The organism is Shewanella sp. CG12_big_fil_rev_8_21_14_0_65_47_15 (assembly GCF_002783505.1).
Taxonomy (GTDB): Bacteria; Pseudomonadota; Gammaproteobacteria; order Enterobacterales; family Shewanellaceae; genus Shewanella.
Genome location: NZ_PFGL01000042.1, coordinates 94,535 through 117,511, shown reverse-complemented (window position 1 = coordinate 117,511; position 22,977 = coordinate 94,535). Strand labels below are relative to the sequence as shown.

Below are 22,977 nucleotides of genomic sequence, written 5' to 3'. Positions count from 1 at the left end.
TTCCTTATATGCTGATACGTTCGTAATGGCTGGCCTGCCCTTCGACAAACACCAATACACAACCCAACTTTTCTGCATCTTCTCTTGGCATCAGGCTGACGTTACCATTGTCCTTCACCAAGACAGAATGCCAGGGTGTAGTCCAAACATCTGACTGAGATACTAGGGATATCCCAATTTTTTCCGATACCAAAAACTGTGGATGGATAGACAGCCTCAGCGCCTCCGGTAGCTTACTCTGAAGCAAGCGACTCCACGCATTGCTGCGCTGAATGACTCTGTATGCCGCCAGCTTGGCAATTTTTTGCAATGCAGTGCGGCTGTGGTCGGAGAATATGTCGATACCGGAAAAATCTTCGAGCATAAAACGAGTGATTCCGCGATACATGCTGGCGGCCTCCTTCTCAGTTTTAACCCTTTGGCGTAAGGCGTGCAGGCTCTCACCATACTCGATCATAAGTTCCTCACGCAGCACGGTGAAATCTTCAACCTTGTCGTACACATCCTCCAGGTTGAAGAAGTCGAAATATTGCGGATAGTGATTTCTGGCGTGTTTACGCAGGCTGTTGACGTAATCACTGACATGTTTATCTGAAACATGAATGATGTCTGCGAAAACCCGTCCATCGGAACAGATAGTGACCTTGGCTCCGGGCGGATAGATGCTCTCTATCTGTTTACACAGCTTCACCAAGCGTTCGAGGGCAAAAAACTCGCCCTTATCCGGCAGGTGACCCAGAGTCTTGTTGCGATTGGGCGATTTGGCAGGAAAGGCTGGCAACACCATGTTGATCGGCCGGTCATCGTAAATAAAACTCTTGACCTTGTCCAGATGACCACCAATCTGCTCACTGAATGGCACATCCTCCTCCACTGGAAGTAAGCGCCGTTGAGTAAATATCAGCTCGAGAATGTCAATTGCTAAAATCTCTACCCTTTCTTCAGTAAGTTTACTGTTCGCTAAATGTTCCATTTCCCTGGCCCTTTAGATTTTAAATAACTGCATTGTATGAGTGAGTGAGAGTTTGTCCTTCATGGCCGCATCTACGACCAGAGGCATCTTCTCCTCATCAAAATCCACCTTCTCGATATCACAAAGGCTGCGTAAAAAACCGTTGTAAGTAACCTCAAGCAACGCCTTGTCCAGCTCCTCTATCGCTTTTTCGTCCAGCATATGTCCTCGGCTGAGCGCATGCTTCATGCGACAGCGAGTCAGCTCGATATCGAAGAAATGACCACGATTGAGGCGATGCTCCTTGCCTTGGATCAAACGAATGAATTCATCTTTCAATACATGAATACGCGAGATAGCGGCCTGTTCGACCATACTCAGGGTTTTGTGATTCAATTCTTCTTGGCTCAACGCCGACATGCTCGGACAATAACCGAACTTACGCGCCATTGAGGAAGGTAAGATGAAGCCAAACCAATGCATCAACAAGGCTTCGAAATGGGTTTTATGTACCTCGTAACTGCCGTGATAATTGCCACTGATATGCAACATGAAGCTCTCATACCAGCCAAGAAGATAAGCATTGAATGACTTTGTCTTATCAACAAACTCTTGGGTATGACCTTGCCTGTCAGCCTCGATCAATTCGCCGATCATCCTGTTGGCATCGGTCAAATAAGCCGAGCCGGGTGACAACAAAGGGTCAAGGAATGCCGATGACATCCCGGTCAGGAACCAACGATCAGTCGAGAAGGATTGCGAAGCTCTACGGGACAAATGCTTCATTGCCTTATAGTCCTGCAGCTCAAACTGCTCGCCCAATACCTCCTGCATACAGCGGTGTGACAGAAGAAACTCAACAAAGTCTTCCGCACTCTTTACATTGATGTTGACTTCATTGTTCTTCACCGTCACCCCAATGCTTACCGAGTGCTCATCCAATGGGATTAACCAAATCCAATAACCCTTATACATGAAGTGATTCGTTGCCAAGGATCTACTGGTGAAATGAGTTCTGGCGCGCCACTCCTCGCCCCCTAGATGATCTATGAGTTGGGTAAACTTGAAACGCCCCCAGGCTGAACTAACAGGATGACGATGATCCTGAGACTCAATCAAGCCCAATTTCTTTCCGAGCGGAGAAGCAAAGCCTGCCGCATCGACCAAATATTTACACCTAAATAGCTTGTTACTAGTCTCGATCAAATGGCCTTGCTCAGCGTCCAGAGTGATTTCGTTAACGGTTTCACCGAGTTCGAACTGCACACCGATCTCTCGGTTGAACCTAACCATATCAGTATCGAATCTGGCTCTATCCAGCTGATGAGCAGGAATGCCATGAAACCAGGTACGCCCCAGCTCACTCATATCCTCAACACTTAAATCTCTGTCTTTACTATCAAAATAGAATCGCAAGCCATGCTTATAAAGATGATTACTATCGAGGTAAAAGCCTAGTTTCAGATCTTTGGCAGCATAATCCCAAAATGACTCCAGCGTTGACTCACCCACCCAGGAATTAAACGTTTTCTTCCTCTCTAGCACTGTCACCGACAGATCAGGATGCGCTAGCTTCAACTGCCGTGCTAGGCACGCTCCTGCCATGGAGCCACCAATTATCACAACGTCGCTGTATTGACTTACCATACTTTCTCCTTATAGGTAGTACATCAATCTAACTTCAATAAAGTCATCATCCCGATACAGATAAAAAGGGTGATTTTCTGCCTGCTTCAAAAAGAGACGAGCTTCTATATCCAAACTCAGTTGATTACTCAGACGAGTCTCATACTCGGCCTTGATAGCCCAAGAATCCCCGTGATTATCGATCAGGGCTCCGGCCAAAAAACTGGTATCATCAATATCGTTCCAAGCTAGACGAGTCCCCACGAAAGAGGCATTGCGATATATCTGGTTACTGCGAGCCGTTGCATCCGTATCACGATGGAGTTCGACTAACAGGCTTAAATCCTTGGCACCTGCGAAAATACCGTAAAAATAATATTCCCCTCCAATGACATAGGCCCAACTTGTACCACCCAGCGCATGCTCCCTGTATACGCCTTCCCCCTTGCCCAACCAACGAGAGGCGGTGTATTGCACATCCAATGCCACTTGATCCAACTGACTATAGTTGGCTGTAAAGCCTTGCTCATCAGTGAGTTCAAACGCCGGGTTTCTATCCAGACCATGGAAAAAATAACTGCCAATATCCCAGTTATCCCAAACCCCGCTGTAACGCAGCACAAAAGATTCCCTGTCCTGTTTGGATTGTCCTACATAGTTTTCCCGTATGACCTCAAGCGGTAGCGACAGTCGCTCATCCGGCTCAGAGTAGTCCTGAGGACGAAAATAGGGCAGATAAAGTAGGGAGAGAGTGCCGTTTTCTATGTAGTAATCATATTGGAATATCAGCTCTCCCAGCTTTTGCTCACCATCGAGATTTCTAACCAACACCCGCTGGTTGACTATGTCCACCAAATGACGTGATTCAGCAACCCCCCAAAACAAGGTGTTAAATCCGACCCTGAGCTGAAAGTGCTCAAACTCCTTAGCTAAGTAAAACTCCCGCATATCAAAATCCGGAATAGCGCTGTTGTCCGCAGCAATCGTCACTACAGGTAAAATACCAGCACTGACACCCGTGCTTTGGTCTGCGTAATCCCACTCGAAAAAGACACTGGGATCGAGTTCGACATTGTCTTCTTGCTGTTCACGGGCAGCATCAGGATTGTATTGTCTGATCCCCAGTTCCACTCCGGGCGTAAAATTCCACTGCCCCCATGCCAATGGCGAGAAGCACAATAGCAGCACAAGAAAAGACTTCCTTGTCATACAACCTCCGTTACTTCAGGGACGACTTATCGAAGTCTCGCTCACTCAGCCCTACGCCAAACAGGTAATCATCGAATTCAAGAATCGTCGTTTTGCCCGTCTGAATATTCTGCATACTCATACGCTGTGGACGCCAATAAGCATTTTGATACTGTCGATAGTCACTCAATGCCAATGTTTTTAAGTGTGCATCCTTACGATCATAAAAATCGATTTGACGTACCTGATAGTGGCTCAAGTCTATCTGCGCTCGTTGACGGCTATAGCCAGAGTTTTCATATTTAGGAAATCTGTCAATAACCGCACATTGGAACTCGCCACAACTCTGCTCACCTACATATTGATAGTCGTATTTGTTGAGTTCCTGTGCGGTAAAGTCCTCAAATGCAAACTCGCTACCAACAAAGGGGCCGGACTTATTCGCCGAAGAGATACGCTTCACCCGTTTGAGGGCTGGCAGGTATAGCCATTGATCGTCCGAGTCCAGAATATGGGCGTGGGATAACAGTTTGGTATCCTGTACATCCGCCGGCGAGTTAAAGATGATAAGACTCTTATCTCCGCTCGCCTCATCGACCACTTCCTGCGTCATCATGGTCAGACTACGGCGAGTCTCTTGACCATTCTTATCTTGCAGACGCATGGTGACATTCGTCTGACTCACATTAAATCCGCGATCGGAACGATCACTCTGCGCGGCAATCAGATACCCCTTATTCTCGTCGGCCGAGACTTCAGACTCTGTCTGGGCGGCCACACCCAAGGTGACACAAACAGATGCGACAAGGGCGACGTTCTTGATCAGGTATGAGTGCTTACGAATGGAAAGTTTCATATTGGTTCACCTCTGGTTATTGCCACTGTTTGCGGCTGGTGTTTTCTGGCCACTAGCACCAAGAGTGCTGGTAATAATAGGAAGTCCACAATGAGCGCCATAACAATGGCCAATGCTGTCAGCATGCCCATCTGTGCGTTAATCATGAAGGTAGAATAAGCCAAGATAGCAAAGCCACCTGCGAGGATCAGCGTGGTGATCAGAATAGCCTCACCCACTGTTTTGAAGGCGTATTCGATAGCCTCTTCCGGGCTGAGACCTCGCTCACGTCGGGCACGCAAATACTTAGAAAGAAAGTGCACGGTGTTATCCACAATGATCCCTAGGGAAGTAGAGGTCACAGTGGCGGCTGCCACTCCTACCTGACCGACCAAAACGGCCCAGATACCAAAAGTCAGCAACATAGGAATAGTGTTTGGTAACAGACTCAACAAACCATACTTGAGGCTGCGAAGTGTCATCACCATGATGAGGCTGATCACAATAATGGCGATGGCGTTACCACTTAACATACTCTGGGCATTACGCTGGAATATATGAGAAAACATCACGGTAGCGCCGGTTGCCTTAGCATGCATCTCTATCGGGGCGTGAGTTACCAGCCAATTTTCGGCACGACTGATGAACTCTTGAATTTCCCCCGTCGATAGGTTATCCAACGTCAGACTCACACGGGAGGAGGCCTTATCCATACTGATGCGGTCGGTGAGATCTAGGCCAAAGGGCAGTGACATTTCATAGAGCAGCAAATATTGAGCGGCTAACTCACGATCTTCAGGTAATTGATACCAAGCCTGCTCATCACTGTGCATATTCTTATTCAGACGCTTGACTATGTCGCTGTAGCTATAGACATGGATCACTTCTGATTGAATCCTCAACCAGGCAGTAAAATCCCCTAACGTCTTCAAGTAATTTGGATTACTCACACCGCCTGACTCACCGCTTGGCACGTCAAATTCGACGACATAAATACCCGTTAAATTATCCATAGTGAAATCGGTATCACGGCGGAATTCGACTCGCTTATCGAAGTAATTAACGAATTCGTCGTTCAGATCTATCATGGGCAGCACATAAGCGCTGGCGGCACAAAAACCTGCAGTGGCGATGATGATCAGCAGATAATGATGTGCCACCCTGACACCAAACCGGCCGAGCCAGGCCGAGATTCTGCTCGGCTTTTGCTCATAGGTGCGCCTCTCCGGCAGCAAGGCTATCATGCTAGGAAGCAATACCAGAGAAAGCACCCAAGCGGCAGCAATGCCCAGCGCCGTAATATTGCCCAAATCGGCAAACGGTGGAGCATCGGACATATTTAACGTTAAAAAACCAACAATGGTGGTAATGCTCGTAATGGAAACGGGCACAAAGTTGACTCTAATACTTTCCCGGATCGCCTGATGTTTGTCTTTACCATCCCGTCGCGCCGCCTTGTAAGACAACAGGATATGGATACTGTCTGCTATTGCCAGCGTCAAAATGATCGTTGGAGCTGTAATTGAAATCGGCGTCAATTGAATACCTAACGAGCCACTGAGCCCCATAGCCACCATAGTCGCCAGTGCAACCACACTTACAGCGGCTATTGTCCCAGGAATACTGCGCAGACTCAGATACATGACCAAAACCAACGCCAGATACATGATAGGAGTGATCACCTGTGCATCCTGCTGCCCCGCCTCACTGAAGGCATTATTCAGCATAGAAATGCCTGTAAGCGCGAACTTCAGATCTGGATTTGCCTCCTGTACCTGAGCCACTATATTTCTCACATAGTTCACCGCCTCAGGCACTTCCGCCAAAGACTTACCCGGATATTGCACGGTAATATTGATCCCAGATGTGCGACCGGCATTGGCAATCAGTCTATGTGCCAACAAGGGCTCTTTCATGGCAATATCAGCCTTCTCCTGTAATTGCTCCGGAGTCAAGGCGGCACCCTCTTTAATCAAATCCTCAACAACCAGATCATCTTCTCTGGCGTAGGTGTGCTGAAAATTGCTAATCGAGTCAACCCGGCTTGCATAGGGCGTTTTCCAAGCTAGATTGGTCAATGCTTCTATTGCCTGCACATGTTGACGAGAGAGCCCATCGGCTCCAGCGTCATGAATCACTATCAAGATATTGTCATTCTTGCTGAACTTATCCTGAAAATTCTCAAATGCTAGCAATTCCGGATTTTCTGGACTGAAGAAAGCCCGGTAATCATTAGAAAACGTGAGATTTTTGGCACCAACGGCAGCCATCAGGCAAATGAAAATTGTCGCTATCAACAGTGGCCATCGGTAGTTGAGAACGAAGCTAGCCCAACGCCTCGCCAACCCCTCAATAACTTGGTTCATATTTACTCCCTTAAAACAGAACAATCATTCTGAAAATCTCAAAAAAATACCACAACCCAATATCAGGTTGGGTATGACATCAAATCAAATATAGTCCCCAGATAATGCTGTAAAGTGTCGCGATGAAAGTCGCTCCTAGCCATGACAGCAACTCCCTGTAAAACCCCAAGCAGGCAAATGCTCAGACTCAGAGGAACCAGCTCGGCACGGATCTGTTTCCTCGCCTGCGCTTTGATGACAAACTTCTCAAACTGTTCGATCAGCTTGGCATAGGCATCACGCACAATCTGATTCACTTCGGGATCTGTCTCGCCTATTTCGGTCGCAGTGTTACAGATCAAACAGCCATTCGCGCCATGCTGGGCGATATTTGCACTGTACATAGTGAAAAAACCGGAGAGATCTGCAAGCTCCCCTTCACTGGCTGCCAAACACGCTAGACCCGGACGTATCTTTCGCAGCGAATACTCTTCCAGACAACGCTTGAAGAGTTCCTTCTTGTTACCAAATTCCTGATAGAAGCCATAACGGCTGACACCTGTCGCCTGAACCAACTGCTCCATGGACGTATCACGATATCCCTGCTGCCAGAACACTATGGTTGCTCGCTCCAGAGCCTGTTCCACATCAAACTCTCTGGTTCTTGCCATATATCACCTCAGCCAAAACAAAGCAGAATATACATTCTGAAAATATACCAGTCAACTTCAAACTGAAAAAATGCTCAACCGTCAGGCTCGAGAGTACAAAGTCTCGCGTCCGACTCGTAACTGAATATCAACCTAAGATCTAGCGTATCGATAAACATGACTCACTATAGTCACATCCCCCCAGTCAGGATGGGTAGTTTCGGGGGATTTGGGATAGAATTAAAAAAACAATATAAAATCAAATATATAACAGAGCACCGTATACTTAAGACCATCCACGGCGCAAACATAGATAAGGTTACTGGGATTATCGTAGGCATCTTGACCACCATGATTTACTACTTGGCGACCCAGACCCAACACTTAGACGGCCCCATAACCCAAACGCAAACGATGTTACAAAGGGCCAAAAACAAACTCGATGCCATGACAGGCACACATAATTAAGACGCCCCCCCTGTCACCCTCTTTTCAGCAAAGATAATCTGCAGTTGACTTGCGATAAATTATGACTTCCATGAGTTAACTCTATGTTTTTCTTCATGGGTTTATGCCTTAACCATTGACCCCTCAAGCCATTCCGCCTAGCACTGTGAACGGTGTTTTACCAGAGACTAGCCTGACAATGATGCAACCAGTTTCAAACATTTTCGATCCTTTGTTGTGGGAACCCGTTCCCGAATTCGGTTTCACCGATATTACTTATCACAGAGCCAGAGAGCAGGACACGGTTCGCATCTCCATCAATAGACCCGAATGCCGTAACGCCTTCAGGCCCAAGACGGTAGATGAACTCTATGTTGCATTGGATCATGCCCGGCAATGGTCCGCTGTCGGTTGTGTGCTGCTTACCAGCAATGGCCCTTCGACGAAAGATGGTGGCTGGGCGGCAGGCGGCCATAGGTGTGCAACTTGACCTTGGCGTCCAAGGAGCATGCCATTTTCAAGCAAACGGATGCCGACGTTGCCAGCTTCGATTTGGGTTATGGCAGCGCTTACTTTGCCTTCCTCGAGAGGCGCGATCAAGATTTCTCCACCTTCCCTTGCATTACTAACTGTTAGAGCGGCTTTAATTTACAGTTAACAACCAAAAGCCCTCCAGAATGAGGGCTTTATATTTTTTACCGCTAATGAATAGATAAAAGCGTTTAAACTAATCTGAAAACACGGCTTTAATTTTTAATGAGAATTGTTATCATTTAAATATTCCCGCTGGGAGCCCATTTAGAGGACAAGCTCATGACCAAGACACTGACTTTTGCCGTATTACACTTTAGCGTCGCTTTCACCGTTACCTATTTATTAACTGGCAGTGTGATCGTCGGTGGTGCAGTAGCCTTAGTTGAACCCGCCATTAACACTGTGGTGTTTTACTTCCACGACAAAGTATGGAAACGCATTGAGACAAAAAAGCCGCACGGGCTAGAGGCCATTCCAGTATAGAAAACTGAGTCAACTCGACACTTTAATGACTAGCTGGTTAAACATCACTCTCATCATGGCTCTCCAATATAGAGTGAGGTGTTACCTCATTCCACTTGCAGAACCGTACATACCACGTATACAGCTTATGAAGTCTATTACCCCTTGCACCTAGACTAGGCAGACTCACGGTAGCGTCACGGCGTAACATGCCCGTGGCGAAATGTGGTAATGCATGTAGAACCACAGCCACCAGCGGTTCATCACCACAACACCATCCGTGCCATCTTATTGGCCAAGGCGGACCTCACCTTGGCGCTGAACGATCTTAAGCCCATGGTCTCCAGGCCATGGGCGAAGGAGAACTCAGCCGAAAAGCAGTGGGGAGATCTCAGGTTCTCGCAAACACGATATTTTCATGCGTACCCTCAGGGGCTGGTTTTGCCGAGAACTGCTGCTAATCTAAGGCTATGATTAAAATAGCGATGGCGGTTCAACATGAAAGAAATTATTCACGCATCCCCAGATTTACTGGCCGCATTGGGATCTATGAGTGATTTTAAAGTGGCGGCGGCCTTCGGTGTTCGCCCTTATCAAGTGCGGGATCTGCGGCTGCTACATCATATCCCAAATGTGCATGCGGCTATTAGCCGTAGTAACTTTGAATGGACGCCGGAAGCGGATGCCCTGCTGGGCACTATGCCGGATACTCAGTTGGCCAGCTTGCTGGGTACGAGCCGTGCCATAGTTAACTCTCGTCGAACTCTGTTGAAAATTCTTGCTTTTGTGCCACCCACATTTGAGTTATTGCGAAAAAGCAGTCAACGCCACCCGTGGTCGCCAGAAGAAGATCTACTCTTAGGGACTGATTTTGATAATATTATCGCGGATAAACTCAATCTTAATCATTTGCAGGTCACCCATAGACGCTATCAATTAGGCGTAGATCCGTTTCGACGCAGCGCCACCATCCAATGGACAGAGCAGATGTTGGATAATTTAGGTGAAATTTCGGATAAAGATTTTGCCGAATATTTTGAGATCTGCGTGGCCTCTGTCTATTTGAAACGTCTGTTGCTGTCCATTCCAGCATTAAATGCCATCGACCCGCCATCGCCACCCAGTATTCCGACAGCCGTCATTGACTTATTGGGTATCAAGGCAGATGTCGAACTGGCAAAGATGTTTGAAATCAGTCGCTGGTCGATAAGAGTCAATAGGTTATTGCGTGGCTTAGCACCGGCACCACAACTCCCCAGAGCCAATCAAATAAAGTGGACTGCAGAGCAGGAAGCCATGTTAGGCACCATGAGCGATCGTAATCTCGGCAACATGATTGGAGTGAGCAGTTCAAGTGTGAAGCTCCGTCGGGAATTGCTGCAGATCAAGCCATATATCCCTATACAAGAGCCTAAGTGGAATGCGTTAACATTAGGAGCTCTGGGGCGCAGTGAAGATAGAGCCTTAGCTCAGATATGGCATTGTGAAGTCGCAGCCGTGAAACACCAACGTGAGTCACTCCAGATCGCCGAGCATCATGGGCCCAGACGCTGGCTGGCAAGTGAATTGGCATTGCTGGGGACATTATCCGATCCCCAGACGGGTAAATTAATCGGCATCAGCCCGGCGGCCGTTCGCAACAAACGCATTGAAATGAAGATCAAGCCGTTGTTAAGCGGCAAGAAGTTTCGCTGGACTAAAAAACGTCTCGCCCTGCTAGGTACCATGGCAGATGAACGCCTGGCCTATCGCCTGAAAGTGACGCCCAATGTGATATCAAAACAACGCATACAGCTCAATATCCCGGTCTGGACCGGTCACAGAGGCTCCTGGGCTAATCCCGAGGCAGTGGCCAAATTAGGCACAATGCCGGATCCCGCTTTAGCCAAATTGTTAGGCATTACGGCCTCAGCAGTGTTTTATAAACGTAAGATGATGGGGATCCCCCCATGTCTCACAACAAGAGTATCAATTGAAACTTAGATCCTAAGTACCAGCGATAATGAAAAAGCCGGCAACTAGGCCGGCTTAAATTTATTGTAGGATGACAAAATAGTTCTTATCCTTGGGGTGACTTGTTCACCCCTTTATTCCTCTTCCACACAACTGTGTGATGACAAAATAGATCTAAAATAAAACTACTATAACCGCCTATTTTTGATTACCACAACCATGAAAATGACAAAATAGTTCTAAATTAGAAAAATCATTAGGAGAACCATCACCATTTAAAGTAACAAAAAAGTTCTAAAATAAAATGTAACCTACTGAAATAAATAATTAACCATCGATTAAATAAAACAAAAACCACTGACATCTGTATTATTCACCAAATGACGATGGTTTTTAGACAAGCTTAGAAGCTTATTTGCGATGAACTAAGCTTTTCCGAAAGTTCAATCTAAACGATAGTATTAAAACTTTCTTTTTGAGTTATGTTTCCAGCTCTTTGCCACAGCATAGACATGTGTAGGATAGTCATCCCAAGGATTTGCTAGCTGCTTCCCACGAGCAGCACGGAGTTTAACTGGATACCCCTTGCATTCAATCAAATGCATAAAGTAAAAGCTTTTTTCTTGTTTAGTACTAAAACGCTTATGAATGCCACTTCGAATACAGGGGTAGAAATTCCACAAATACTGCGAATACTTCTGTTCAACTCTATGTTTATAATGTTGTTTTAGCTTTTTCATATACCCTCCAGGTTTACGTTACCTAGAAGGGGTCCTCTTCAAAATAGTTCATACATTCGCTCTCACTTATATAACGTATTAATCAGACCTAATCCCAATCACAGTCTGGACTACCGAATTCCAAACCGACTGGACCACCTAAAGTACCTTGCAATTTTCTCTTTTTACACCATGCTATCGCAATTTTATCAAACACCTCTGCAGGAATTTCAGCGTCCAGCCTTCCGAAAAATTTTCCTTCAGCATTCGACTCATAAATTATTTTGAAATCAATAGGATTGGTTATCTCAATAACAGCAGGATTGTCATTATCCTTGTTGAAAGTGATTTCTTGATAAAGCCCAAACAGCTCATGATCTTGATAAACCCACTCTTTGGTACTCATATCCATTCTCCAACTTATCAAACACAACTGGCTAATAATCAACAAAAACTTAACCATCTAAAAATATATGTTTAATGGTCTCTGTTTGAGTTTAGAAAATCGGAGTAAATTCTATGTATTTCACTCACTAAAACATCATCCATTTCCGGTGCAACCTCGCGTTGCCTCTCTAATTCAGCAATTCGATGCAACATCCAGCGACCTAGGATATCAACGCTGTTGTGGAGTCCTTCACCCCGCACCAAATTTTTACCAAGACTTCGCTTTTCTCTTTCAATTCTTGTCACATCTCCATTTACATCAACCACATAGATTAACCACTTGGTTCTGTCTGCATCGAATTCTTCATTCTTTAATTGCCGAGAAATCTCCACTTGAAGGATTAAACTTCTGTCTGCCCGTTTTAACAATTCGGAAAGGACGCCTCGATTGACCGTGGCACGCCAGCCATTACCATTAACTGTATCTTCGCTTCCCCATTGTGCAATCTTGAGGATCTCTCCGTGGCGCCGCGACAGCCATGAAGCTTGATCAACATCGAATGTCAGTTCTTCGGCAACAGCTGCAGCAAGCGGCACTACTGGAATTCCGGTGACAGTCCCTCTCCGAACATCGAATTTATCTACTTTAGGATCATGCTCATTTGTTTGTAACCAAGCTTCAAGTTTGAATTCTTGCGAATCAATATCTTGATGATATCTCCCATCAGGGAGCGCAAAATCCATACGATTACGCACATTAGCCAATGCTTGGCCAAGCGCATTAGCCGTAGATGAAGAAACTAGTGCCGAATGAACATACACATCTTGAGTTGCACGGCCCCAGCGAAGTCTAAAATCAGCAGCGACAACAATTCCCTCTGCCGCGTTTATCTCAGCGTCAAAATCTGAAGGTGAAAGTGTTTGGCTCCATGCATGGGCTAGCGCGTCATCATCAACGGAACTATCGGTTTCTGGTATGTCGACAGGTGGAATACCCCAAAAACGGGATTCAAGGGGAGCAAAAGTTCTGAAATCGCTTAACCAATGCGGGCTAAGAGTAACAAGACTGCGTTCCAACCAATCCCTAAAAGCACACTCATTATCGTCGGAAGATACAACAAGAGGTTGCTCTCCAATCAGTTCCCCCACAACGCACATCATTGCCTGCCATTCCAAATAATAGCTCAATCGCTCGATAGTTGGACGAGCTCCATGCCGTCTGGATGCCAAATCGTGCGTACCATTGAGCCGCTCAAGACGTGGTTCTTTATCCCAATTTGTTGTAGTTACATCACAGCCCCATTGGTCACATAGCATGTATTCAAGTCTGCTAAGAAAATCATCCATACTGATATCAAACAATCTTGTTACTGACTTAAACCAATAGGGTACGGCATCAATGCTGTCGAAGTGGTATTTTCTCTGAGTACTTATCTCGGAGTCCAAAAGACGCCTATTTTGCTTGCTACGAGCCACAGGTAAGAGCTGGCTACGATTAATGTGATCAACGAAAGAACTCTCTTCTGCAGTTGGCAACCAGTCTTTGGAAGACTCAAGCGCTTTAAGCACAGAACGTCCTAACTCACGAATTATCAAATGAGGTTCGCGATTAATAGTATCAAGAATAAGAGATGCATAAGGCGCTACCGATTTTGTGTTTTCTGTTGTTGCACGCAACATTACTAAGCACAGTTGTTCTCTTGCTGCGTAGTGATAAAAATGATTGCCGACAAACACAGGTTCTTCTGTTTGTGTTAAACACTTAACCAGCTTATCCCAAGCAGGATCTTGGCCTCTCATCAGAATCAGTGCTGCATGACTGGCGCGCCACCGAACCCGACGATCCATATCTCCCATGGCAGAAAACAAGAAACGAGCCACACTTTCGGCATTATCTTCTGGTGGCATGATGTCAGTAAGACAAACGAGTGACTGATGGGTGGTACGTGTTTCTACTCTAAGCAATAAAGCATCTAGTAAGCTAGAGCGCTTTTCTATGGGAGTTCGTGCAGCAATAAGCCCGATCAGAGTATAAAGAAGGTCGGCCGAGATTCGCCCCTCTTGCCGCTCGATACCTTCAAGGAGAAGGCTAGCTTGTTCAACAAGAGTGAGTCCCGTTGCAGCCAGTGCGGCCTCTATGATATCTGTTTTATCATAGCGCCATTGAAAAAGATGACTTAGCGCTCCAACAATATAGGAAGGAAAACGTTCACGCATCCAAGTAACAACAGGCGGGTAGTTTGACCAATGCTCAAGTATTTGAGGTATAGCCTCACCAAACTCTCCATGTTGCCCACCAATTTCCAGCGCAATTTCGAGAAAAGGGACTCGTAGCTTGAAACTATTCACTCGCTTTGCTACATCACAGAATTGATAGGTGCTAGGCCCATATTTTCCTGCACCTACTTGCAAAGCGGCCTTTATATCCTCAGGCGTAGCAAGAGGAGGCTCTGGTTTTGGCTCAAGTTTATCCTCTAGTTTTTTATCAAACCTCTTTGAAGCGTCCTCAATGCTTTTTTGCCACTCAACGAAAGTGTCGTTAAAAGTCTTAGCAGCAAGAATAGCTGCCTGCGCATCAGGAGCACCCACTCCCTGAAGCATACGGAACAAGGAGGAAAAGGCTTCAGGATCGCCTGAGTTAAGTTGCGCTGCCAACGTAGATTCCACCATCCATTTGGGGAGCTTAGAGCAGCCATCGATCGCTGTGTGTAGCTCAATTGGACCATCAGTTGCCACGGTCGCTAGAGCTACGCGCTGCGGAAACGACAATTCTCGGCCATTCGCAATTACGTTATGCAGAGTTTGATCGATAGCCGCGATTCCTCTGTCATGCCAACGAGCCGCAGTTACTAAACCCATTGGCAGATTGCACGCAGTAATCCACCCCTCGGCCTCACCCCAATCAAAATCGCTATCGAGCCCTAAAGATTCAACAACGGCACCAACAGCATCTGCCAATCTTGCAGCAAACGCAGCTTGTACAGTCCAATTATCTCCAATCCCAGCCTTCACTAAAACACCAACGGCCTGTAGAGCACTATGCGCATCGTAATCAATAGTAGAAGTTGCTTCAGCTGCCTTACCAAAGAGCAACTTCGCAAAATCCATATCCAGTGGAAGTGCAATTCGCGCGCCCTTAACAAATAATTTAACTCGTTCAGATGCAGGCAAAGGTGAAGTTGTAAGTCTATCAACAAGTTCACTCAATAGTGTTAGTGCCGCATCGTGAGCACGGGGCTGCAAGACTAACTCTTTTGATAACTCCAGCATGTTTGTGATGTTATCTGATGACCAACTCTCTAAGACGTTGTGTACAGAAGGGATAATCGATATTACGTCACCACCAGTAATACCTGTATGCATCAAGTGGTTGCGAATGAGCAGTACTGCTTGATCGGAATCTCGGAGAAATGGCCGATTATAGACATTCGAAATACTAAGTACATTAGCTAGCTCTGGCCAACTTTTGAGGGGATTAACGGCTATTGAGCTCAATGTTACACGTGCAGCTTTGACAAATTTAGAGAAAGTCAGCATGGTTTCTGTCAGTGACTTGTTCCAATATTCCTCTGGGGACTCTTCATGCTGCCTTGTAGATCGACTATTAGTTCTTTGAGGCACTTTACGTGGTAATGGCAACCAGTCTTCTACTGAAATAATTGATCCTGAAATCCATTCACGCATAACATAAACGCGCGCATGGCGTGCTGCCCCTGAACGCAACCGATACAAATGATGAGTCTCGGAAAGTTCTGGTTTCGGCAGTGCATGATCGAGAATTTGCACAACCAATGCCCTTAGATCTTCATGAATAACCGATCGCTCGCAAATTAAGAGCACAGATTCATGCCAAGCTAAAACTGGCGAATTAATCACGCTGCTTTCAATTGATGCCGACCATCTAGTCCGCTTGGCCCGTGCCAATCGTGTAAGGCCTTTAAGCATTGCAGGCTCTTTAATATCTGCCCCTGCAAGTAAAGCTGCAGCCATAAGTGGTGCGAGCCCAAGCGGTGGCCAATCGCGTGAACCTATTGTTTCAAGTAATACTTTGCGATTACCTCCTGCCGCGTTTGTAGCTAGAAGCCTGAACACTGGCAGTAAAACCGATTGAGGTCGCCAATTGAGCAGACGTTTGAAGGCAATTTCGTGACCATGCAGTGCGGCATAGGATTGGTATTCAGCTGCGATATCTGCGTACGTCACCTTGACTTTGTTGGGGCTCTCCGTCTCATGCAACTCTCTAAGATATGCGTGCCACCATCTAAGATGTAGTTTGGCAGCTTCAGGATTTGGGTGTGATAACTGATGAGCAAGCTCGATCCTCAGTCTGGCTCGCTTGGCTCTATGTATCTGTCCAACCATAACAAGTCGATTCGCTTCATCGGCAGCAAACCTAACGGATAGATCAAGATTGTCTACCGTCATTTCTTCCAGTAGTTTTGTCCGCCTAATTGCATCCGCTGAGGTAATGAGCAGACTACATGCACTGGTGATGTCGGATAATGTCCTGCTGCAACGTATCGCCAGGCTGAGATTTCTAGACTGTACAAATTGTGCTTCAAGTGGCGTAAGGACTTTAGAGGTTTCTTTCTCATCGGCAACCAGTTTGTACAGATCTTCGAAACGATTGGCGGCCACTAACACTTCTGCAATACTGGTCACAGAGTAACGATCTGTAAGTTTTGTATTAAGGAGCAATTCTGCAGCACGATCGAGTACCGCTTTCCCATCACTCTCAACACGCTCTATAACGAACGCCTCAAAATCTTCATCGTGAAAGGACCACCCCTCTTCACGTTCAATAATTCCGCCAACATCTGCTGCTATATCGATAAGATCTGGTGGGGTAAGCTCTGTTAAAATCGCTAACATGTGTCCAGGGACAGGGCGAGGAAGACGGGATAAGGCATCAAGAACCCGCCAAACTTTGTTGGGGTCACCAAGATGAGTCCCAGCTTCAAGCACCCTCTGCTCAAACAAAGGGTTAATACCCTCAGCTTTAGGCATCAGCCGAGCAATTGCCTGTTTCTCACCGTCGCTTGGCAACCCTTTAATAGCGTAAACAAGACGCCTAGGGTTGCCACCTGTCAGGTTTTCAAATGTTGTCGCTAGCTCCTTACGCCACTCAGGCTGCCATAGGGCTACAAGTTCACGAACTTCATCAACGTCGAAAGGAGAAATCTCGAAATCTTCGAATAAATGCTTTTCACCTAAATTTGTAAGCCTAGCAGTACGACAACTAACCACTATTCGGACATTATCAGGCCAAACGGACGCCTGGCACAAAGTATCGAGGAAACATGGCTCATGCCAATGTCGAGCTCCCGTCTTTGCATTATCAGCGGCATCAAAACATAATACTAACAGAGCGTCTGGATTTCGTAGTTTCAAAAGTTCAGCTGCTAACGCAATGCGGTTCCGTAATGCCTCAAACACGTCAATACTACCCTGGCGACGCATTACTAAGGGCGTTTTTAAACGTACTGCAAGTTCATTTCCAATTTGCGTGAAAGCAGTCTCGGGAAGATGGCGCTTCTGATCAGACGCTAGAAATAGGCCCCCGCCATAGCAATCGTAGATGAAGACTTCCGACCCAGCTGGGAGCATTGAAGGAAGATCATAGATTAAACTTGTTTTGCCGCATCCTCCTCCTGCATGAATGCGCATTGGTTTCAAAGATCGAGCAAGACCCTCACCGAGCCTTCTACAAATGGCTCGTCGCAAATACGGTTGTGCTGGTTTAATATGCGAAGGAGCAGGAAACAACATTCCTTTACTACCAATCCCCAACCAAACTAATAATTGCTCGCGAGTAACCGCTGTATCGTTGCAACTCTCGGGAAGCATTAGTGTAGCGACACGCTTCTGTAAGAGATTGGCGTCGTCACGAGCATCAGCATCAGACAACCTGGCAATACGCTGAATGACTTCACTTTCCATACTAAGTCGTGATGTTGATGAGAAGCCTGTCAGGTCCCAAGCTTCCAGAAACTTTATGACTTGTTTGGCGGTTAACCCTAACCCCTTGGAAATTTTCTTTAGGAGCTCAGCATCATCTGGTACAGGCTTATAACCATTTTTAATTAACCGCCTGATGTCCTCAGCCACTACATGAGACAAAGGCTGATTTGTAACAATAGAGTAGTTACCTTTAAACCCAACAGCTTTAAGTAATTGAGCAAGCTTACCTAATACACTACTTAATGGTTTAGTTTTTGCCCGGGGGGTAAGCAACCGAGACCAGTTCCAACTGTTGTTCGGGTTTGAGGCGGAGTGCTTAAGCTGTAAATAGGTGTACGAAGTTCCATCTGCAGAATCTCTCAACAAAGTAACGTCAACTGCCTGACCGTGCTCGCCTATATCGCTATGCACTTCATCACGAGGAGGACCTTCGACTTTTACACCCGAAACATCGTCATCCATGTCCAAGAGTTTCAACATCTGGCGCGCAGCCCAAAGAATGTGAAAGTCATCGCCAGCATTTGATGCAACGGCACCTAAAAAGTCAGAATTATTTTCCAAATGCAGCACCACTTCATGATTGCGTTAACTGATTTAGATTTAAGAATCTAGATTGTTTTTGTTCGCCAATTAAAATGGCTGTTCTGCTTCAATAACTTGTCTTTGCAATGGTGCTACAGGACCAGCCATCCTCACGGCAACAACATCAAGCTCAGCATCCGTCAACCTGCGCTCAGACCATCCTGCAGCAAACTTAATATTCTCAGACCGTGGAAGCTTCGATTTCGGAAGATCTCTGATTTTAATTCGGCAAGGCATTGCGGCACCTTCACCAACAAATATGGCTTCCTGCTGAACTAAATTCGGTAAAATCTTAGTCATGCCTGACAGACCGTCTGGCAAAAACTTTGAGACTTGCTGCTGATCAGAGGCGTTTGTTAACCTTAACACCACCCATGTACCGCATTGAGAGATCACTGTACCTTCAATATCCGCAGGTCTTTGACTGACTAGCATCAGACTCACCCCGTATTTCCGACCTTCCCGTGCGATGCGTTTTATTGAGTTTTGTGCGGAAGCGTACTCAGCTTCGCCTTTATTGGGCACATATCTATGCGCCTCTTCACAGACAAGAACAACAGGATCTCTCTTGCGCTCATCTTGTGTCTGATAGACCTTATAATTGAACAGTAGCCTCGCCACCATGGATGTCAGCGGACCCGCAACTTCATTCGGCAGACCAGAAATATCAATAATACGAATATCTTGAACCGTTCCATCTTCATGAGTTTTTTGACCTACAAACTGGCTCAAAACTTGTTGCAAAGTAGTCGGCGTCTCTCGCCAATTACTCATCATAAATCGAATTCTAGGGTCTAGTCTAAGTACAGAAAGTTTGTCTAGTACCGATTTAAAGCTTTTGGAAAATTCTGTTGCAGTAATTGGCTGAAGAAGTCCATTTTGAACTCGAGAAGCCTGAACATAAAAAATATGGTTATAAAGCTCGTTCAAACAGAAAGGTCTGGGTTTATCCCTGTCAAACCTGAGGACATCTTCTATCGAAAACCCCTCTAATATTCCTGGCTTTTCATGATCCTCAAGGTCACTCGGAGGAACACCATGTCGATTTGGTGCAGGTGCAACCAGGCCAGCAGCAACCATCCTTGAGTGAGTCAATGCTTTATATATGATGTTGTTTTGGGCAGTTGCTTCGCTTTCCGTCTTTCCTATGACCAGCGTTCTGAATTCATCAGCAGATAACAGCCAATAAGGTAATGAGATGGTCTCTGAAGTATCGTTATCGTTACCTATAGGATCATAAGCTTTGTAGACAACAGCCTTATTGTTGAACGCACTACCGTATTCACCATGTGGGTCAATAATAACGATTCGTGGAGATGAATTCGTATCTTGTTTGGGTTTATGCTCCAGCATGCTGTGTAATAGGGCAGCAACAGCCCCAGATTTGCCCGAGCCTGTTGATCCTAAAACCGCACAATGCAAACCAAACATCTTATCGATATTTGCATGGCATGTAGTGCCTTCAGCCCCAACATAAGAACCAAAAGCGACCATTGGAGAAAAATCGTCCTCGCTATAACTTCCCTCTGCGGCTGTAAAAATAAGTCCTGTTTCTTCTTTAGTTAGCAAATGTACGGTCTGCAAAGGTAAGGGATAGGTTGTGATGCCTCGCGTGAGTTCAAGCTTATTGAACTTTCCATTCCAAATTCCTTCTGCAAAAAGTTCAACTTCCATAAGTCTCTGGTCCGCATCAACAGGGATCGGTTTACCCTGCTCAACATATTCTTCGGATCTCATCCTCAACAAAGTGACAAAACCGAAAATCAGCCGTCTTCCAAAATGGACTTTTACAATGCTGCCAATTTGCCCTACCGAATAAACTCTTCCATCATAGTTCTTCGTGAGTTCACCAACATCTCCGGATAACTCCACTTTTATCGAAGTGCCCGCGACTTCAACTACATGGCCAATCTTGAGCTCTGGGAGTAACATGAAATGGTTCATACTAATTGAGCCTCCGCACCTTCTTTTAACGTCGCAATCAGCCCTTGAAAGGTCCACCAACTTAAAAAATTGCCCTGGTTTGGTTCAACTAACTTGCTATTGCCACGGTAAAGTCCAGACTCACAGACTACATATAACCTGTTGCTCCAAAATGAATTTTGCCATCGACGAAGTGAATCGTTTGGTTCTTTAACAAAAGCGACCAGAGTGCTGCGGCAATCCGGATTCTCGAACGATAACTCGATCTCCTGATTAATATGCTCATCACCGAAGCTGTAGCCACAAGTAATAAACACATGGTCTTTTGTGAAAGTTAAAGCTCTTCTGAGCAATTCAAACTGACTTGCAAAAGGATCTCTTTGCGTTGCGATGTATTTAGTCGATTGAGGATAAATCAAAACTCTTGATTCTTTTTGAGGGTAAAGGTCGCGATCTCTGACTCGCCAAATTTTCCCCTCAGGCCCCGAATACCAATCTATCGATCCGTGCAGTTTGACTAGATGTGCTTGGTATCCTTCAGCAGGCTCTGAATCACCATATTTGAACTGTTTGAAAGCAACAGCACCACCTGAAAACCCATCCCAATAAGGAATACAGTTCAACGCAAGGGCATCTTCAAGCAGGGTATCGTAATTTGTAGTAAACAAACGTAAGGCTCGTCGCCGGTTTGCAACACCTTGCGACGATAAAAATAAGGCATTAATAAAATCGAGGTGTTTGCTGACGTCAACGATTGGACTCTCCAAGCTTCCAATCTCATCTTCCCCGGGGTTAACGCCTTTTTTATAACCATACCTGACAGTATCCGCAATTAGCCTTAGCACTTCCGTATGTGCCTGCTTCATGTCTTCCAATGATACTTGCTCTGCACCAAAAGCTAATCGGCTGTCAGCTTTGCGTTCAGCAAGAGCTATGTAATCCCCTAAGTGACTGAGATAATGCTCAATGTGAGCATCTGGCGAGAGCTCTTCTTTGACATGAGATAATAATGCCTTTAAACAATCAGAGCCTGACTGTTCCGCTAGAGATAACACTCTTTCAGTTAACGGATACATTAGAGGAATATTGGCATCGAAACTGATCCCAGCCCCAAACAACCAAGACTGATTGCTGGCGGCAAGAAGGCTATCAAGTTGCTGCAATGCATCTTTTGCGTCATGTGAACTCATTTACTTCGAGCCATAAAGTTTTACTATCCCTAAAATACAAACTTAAGGAAAATATGTCGATATGCTAGGAGGCATATTTAACCCTCGATACTTTGATAAGTGGACGCATTTCTCTATACCTCCTAGGGTGCAAGCACTTCACCCGCTAGCTCTTCAATTTGGATCTCCGTAACTAACTCTTGATCTGCAGCCCATTCACTGCAATAGCTGAGCATTTTAATGGTATCAGGCCGAGTGGCTTTAAACATTACCTGCCCAGACTTCCCGACTGCTGATACGTAAGGATGTCGATGATCATGTTCTAATACCGCTTTAATAGCTGGTTCATACAGTGCGGAAAGCTTTATATTTGGAAGACTTTTAGCAATTCGTTCGTAAATCGCCATTCCTGCGATATCCAAGTCGCCCCAGAAGGTGATATTCGAATGAGTGAGAAGCTCTCTTGCTGATGTGTTACCTGATGACCCTTCACGAGTCAACGTTACAGCTCTTGAGAAACGCTCTTCGACCATACCAGCAAGCTGATTACCAAAGTCTTCAGATGATTTGTTTAATCCAAAGCCAAAAGTAGAAATAAACGCACAATGCTCAATTGCCTTAGTTGTTACAGCTAGTTCAAAAGCTGCAGGGTTTTCAACAAGCACCACTGTCTCTGGATTTGCAGATCCAGCCGTAACCACATATTGCGGATGGTCAGTAAAATGCAAAAGATTGATGCCAAACGCCTTAATGGCACGAGCACCCAATTTGCCCAAAATTTTTGACGAACCTCTCAGATACCTCGCACTCACAAGGAAAGCTGGACTGCCTATGAGCTCAGATTGCTCCTTTCGCAAGCGGACTAGGCCATCTAATATTTTAGGAAACTCTGACGCATCCATGTCGGACAAGTTGGATCCACATTCGTACAACGTTTCCCGATCAGCTTCAGACAGTTGTTCGCTAGCTGCTAATGCTCGTTTCCAACCATCGGCCCATAATGGAGGAGGTAACGGAGGCAAGCTCACCTTAACGCGTCCCACCGGATTGCCAGTTCCCGACCATGAACTAGCTTCTACCCACCCACGAGCTCTCATCTCTTTGAAACAGTTTCTAATCGTCGCAGCATCCAGCTCCGTTTTGCGTGCAATTCTTTCAATCAGAGCACTTCCCTGCAAAACATTGCTATTCCGAGTTTGCAGCCTCAGCTCGCTCACGACCTTTTCAATACAATCGACGACCAT

At 45.9% G+C, this 22,977-nt stretch carries 14 protein-coding genes and 1 pseudogene; 3 read left to right on the top strand and 12 right to left on the bottom strand.

Translation table 11 applies throughout. The features are described 5' to 3' along the window. Positions 1–4 precede the first annotated feature (4 nt). From COW15_RS11215 to COW15_RS11190, 6 genes are all read right to left on the bottom strand, one after another. A complete protein-coding gene (locus tag COW15_RS11215; protein ID WP_293632646.1) occupies positions 5–973 on the bottom strand; it encodes an isocyanide synthase family protein in 969 nt (322 codons plus the stop codon). A gap of 12 nt (positions 974–985) precedes the next feature. Further along, positions 986–2,599 carry an NAD(P)/FAD-dependent oxidoreductase gene (locus COW15_RS11210; protein WP_293632645.1) on the bottom strand — a complete coding sequence of 538 codons (1,614 nt, stop codon included), beginning with the start codon at positions 2,597–2,599 and terminating at the stop codon, positions 986–988. Between the two features lie 9 nt (positions 2,600–2,608). After that, positions 2,609–3,787 (bottom strand): hypothetical protein, encoded by a 1,179-nt coding sequence (locus COW15_RS11205; protein ID WP_293632644.1) that lies wholly within the window; start codon positions 3,785–3,787, stop codon positions 2,609–2,611. Positions 3,788–3,797: 10 nt separating this feature from the next. Continuing rightward, positions 3,798–4,622 (bottom strand): outer membrane lipoprotein-sorting protein, encoded by an 825-nt coding sequence (locus COW15_RS11200; RefSeq protein WP_293632643.1) that lies wholly within the window; start codon positions 4,620–4,622, stop codon positions 3,798–3,800. Beyond that, positions 4,619–6,967, bottom strand: coding sequence for an MMPL family transporter (locus COW15_RS11195; protein WP_293632642.1), 2,349 nt, complete (start codon positions 6,965–6,967; stop codon positions 4,619–4,621). The genes COW15_RS11200 and COW15_RS11195 overlap by 4 nt, the downstream gene beginning before the upstream one ends. A gap of 62 nt (positions 6,968–7,029) precedes the next feature. Next, the gene (locus COW15_RS11190; RefSeq protein ID WP_293632641.1) at positions 7,030–7,617 is read right to left on the bottom strand and encodes a TetR/AcrR family transcriptional regulator; all 588 of its coding nucleotides are present in this window, start codon (positions 7,615–7,617) and stop codon (positions 7,030–7,032) included. A gap of 625 nt (positions 7,618–8,242) precedes the next feature. On the opposite strand from COW15_RS11190, the pseudogene COW15_RS11185 reads away from it, so the two are divergent. From COW15_RS11185 to COW15_RS11175, 3 genes and pseudogenes are all read left to right on the top strand, one after another. Then, positions 8,243–8,622: pseudogene (locus tag COW15_RS11185) on the top strand (enoyl-CoA hydratase-related protein); the annotation flags it as partial. A gap of 234 nt (positions 8,623–8,856) precedes the next feature. Further along, positions 8,857–9,060: a DUF2061 domain-containing protein gene (locus COW15_RS11180; RefSeq protein ID WP_293632640.1), complete on the top strand. Its 204-nt coding sequence runs from the start codon at positions 8,857–8,859 to the stop codon at positions 9,058–9,060. A gap of 477 nt (positions 9,061–9,537) precedes the next feature. Further along, on the top strand, positions 9,538–11,022 hold the full coding sequence (locus COW15_RS11175; protein WP_293632639.1) for a hypothetical protein: 1,485 nt from the start codon (positions 9,538–9,540) through the stop codon (positions 11,020–11,022). A 431-nt stretch (positions 11,023–11,453) separates the two neighbouring features. Here COW15_RS11175 and COW15_RS11170 read toward each other — a convergent pair whose 3' ends face one another. From COW15_RS11170 to COW15_RS11145, 6 genes are all read right to left on the bottom strand, one after another. Continuing rightward, complete coding sequence (locus COW15_RS11170) at positions 11,454–11,732, bottom strand: hypothetical protein (RefSeq protein ID WP_293632638.1); 279 nt, start codon at positions 11,730–11,732, stop codon at positions 11,454–11,456. Positions 11,733–11,820: 88 nt separating this feature from the next. Further along, complete coding sequence (locus COW15_RS11165; RefSeq protein WP_293632637.1) at positions 11,821–12,117, bottom strand: hypothetical protein; 297 nt, start codon at positions 12,115–12,117, stop codon at positions 11,821–11,823. A 71-nt stretch (positions 12,118–12,188) separates the two neighbouring features. Further along, the gene (locus tag COW15_RS11160; protein ID WP_293632636.1) at positions 12,189–18,620 is read right to left on the bottom strand and encodes a dsDNA nuclease domain-containing protein; all 6,432 of its coding nucleotides are present in this window, start codon (positions 18,618–18,620) and stop codon (positions 12,189–12,191) included. A gap of 69 nt (positions 18,621–18,689) precedes the next feature. After that, positions 18,690–20,585 carry an ATP-binding protein gene (locus COW15_RS11155; RefSeq protein WP_293632635.1) on the bottom strand — a complete coding sequence of 632 codons (1,896 nt, stop codon included), beginning with the start codon at positions 20,583–20,585 and terminating at the stop codon, positions 18,690–18,692. Next, positions 20,582–21,754 (bottom strand): SIR2 family protein, encoded by a 1,173-nt coding sequence (locus COW15_RS11150; RefSeq protein ID WP_293632634.1) that lies wholly within the window; start codon positions 21,752–21,754, stop codon positions 20,582–20,584. Before COW15_RS11150 ends, COW15_RS11155 begins: the two co-directional genes overlap by 4 nt. A 122-nt stretch (positions 21,755–21,876) precedes the next feature. Beyond that, positions 21,877–22,977 (bottom strand): Wadjet anti-phage system protein JetD domain-containing protein, encoded by a 1,101-nt coding sequence (locus tag COW15_RS11145; RefSeq protein ID WP_293632633.1) that lies wholly within the window; start codon positions 22,975–22,977, stop codon positions 21,877–21,879.

Coding starts and splice junctions, on each gene's coding strand:
- COW15_RS11150 (WP_293632634.1), bottom strand. CDS start 21,754: ATGAGTTCACATGACGCAAAAGATGCATTGCAGCAACTTGATAGCCTT.
- COW15_RS11195 (WP_293632642.1), bottom strand. CDS start 6,967: ATGAACCAAGTTATTGAGGGGTTGGCGAGGCGTTGGGCTAGCTTCGTT.
- COW15_RS11175 (WP_293632639.1), top strand. CDS start 9,538: ATGAAAGAAATTATTCACGCATCCCCAGATTTACTGGCCGCATTGGGA.
- COW15_RS11205 (WP_293632644.1), bottom strand. CDS start 3,787: ATGACAAGGAAGTCTTTTCTTGTGCTGCTATTGTGCTTCTCGCCATTG.
- COW15_RS11215 (WP_293632646.1), bottom strand. CDS start 973: ATGGAACATTTAGCGAACAGTAAACTTACTGAAGAAAGGGTAGAGATT.
- COW15_RS11170 (WP_293632638.1), bottom strand. CDS start 11,732: ATGAAAAAGCTAAAACAACATTATAAACATAGAGTTGAACAGAAGTAT.
- COW15_RS11155 (WP_293632635.1), bottom strand. CDS start 20,585: ATGAACCATTTCATGTTACTCCCAGAGCTCAAGATTGGCCATGTAGTT.
- COW15_RS11180 (WP_293632640.1), top strand. CDS start 8,857: ATGACCAAGACACTGACTTTTGCCGTATTACACTTTAGCGTCGCTTTC.
- COW15_RS11200 (WP_293632643.1), bottom strand. CDS start 4,622: ATGAAACTTTCCATTCGTAAGCACTCATACCTGATCAAGAACGTCGCC.
- COW15_RS11145 (WP_293632633.1), bottom strand. CDS start 22,977: ATGGTCGTCGATTGTATTGAAAAGGTCGTGAGCGAGCTGAGGCTGCAA.
- COW15_RS11165 (WP_293632637.1), bottom strand. CDS start 12,117: ATGAGTACCAAAGAGTGGGTTTATCAAGATCATGAGCTGTTTGGGCTT.
- COW15_RS11210 (WP_293632645.1), bottom strand. CDS start 2,599: ATGGTAAGTCAATACAGCGACGTTGTGATAATTGGTGGCTCCATGGCA.
- COW15_RS11190 (WP_293632641.1), bottom strand. CDS start 7,617: ATGGCAAGAACCAGAGAGTTTGATGTGGAACAGGCTCTGGAGCGAGCA.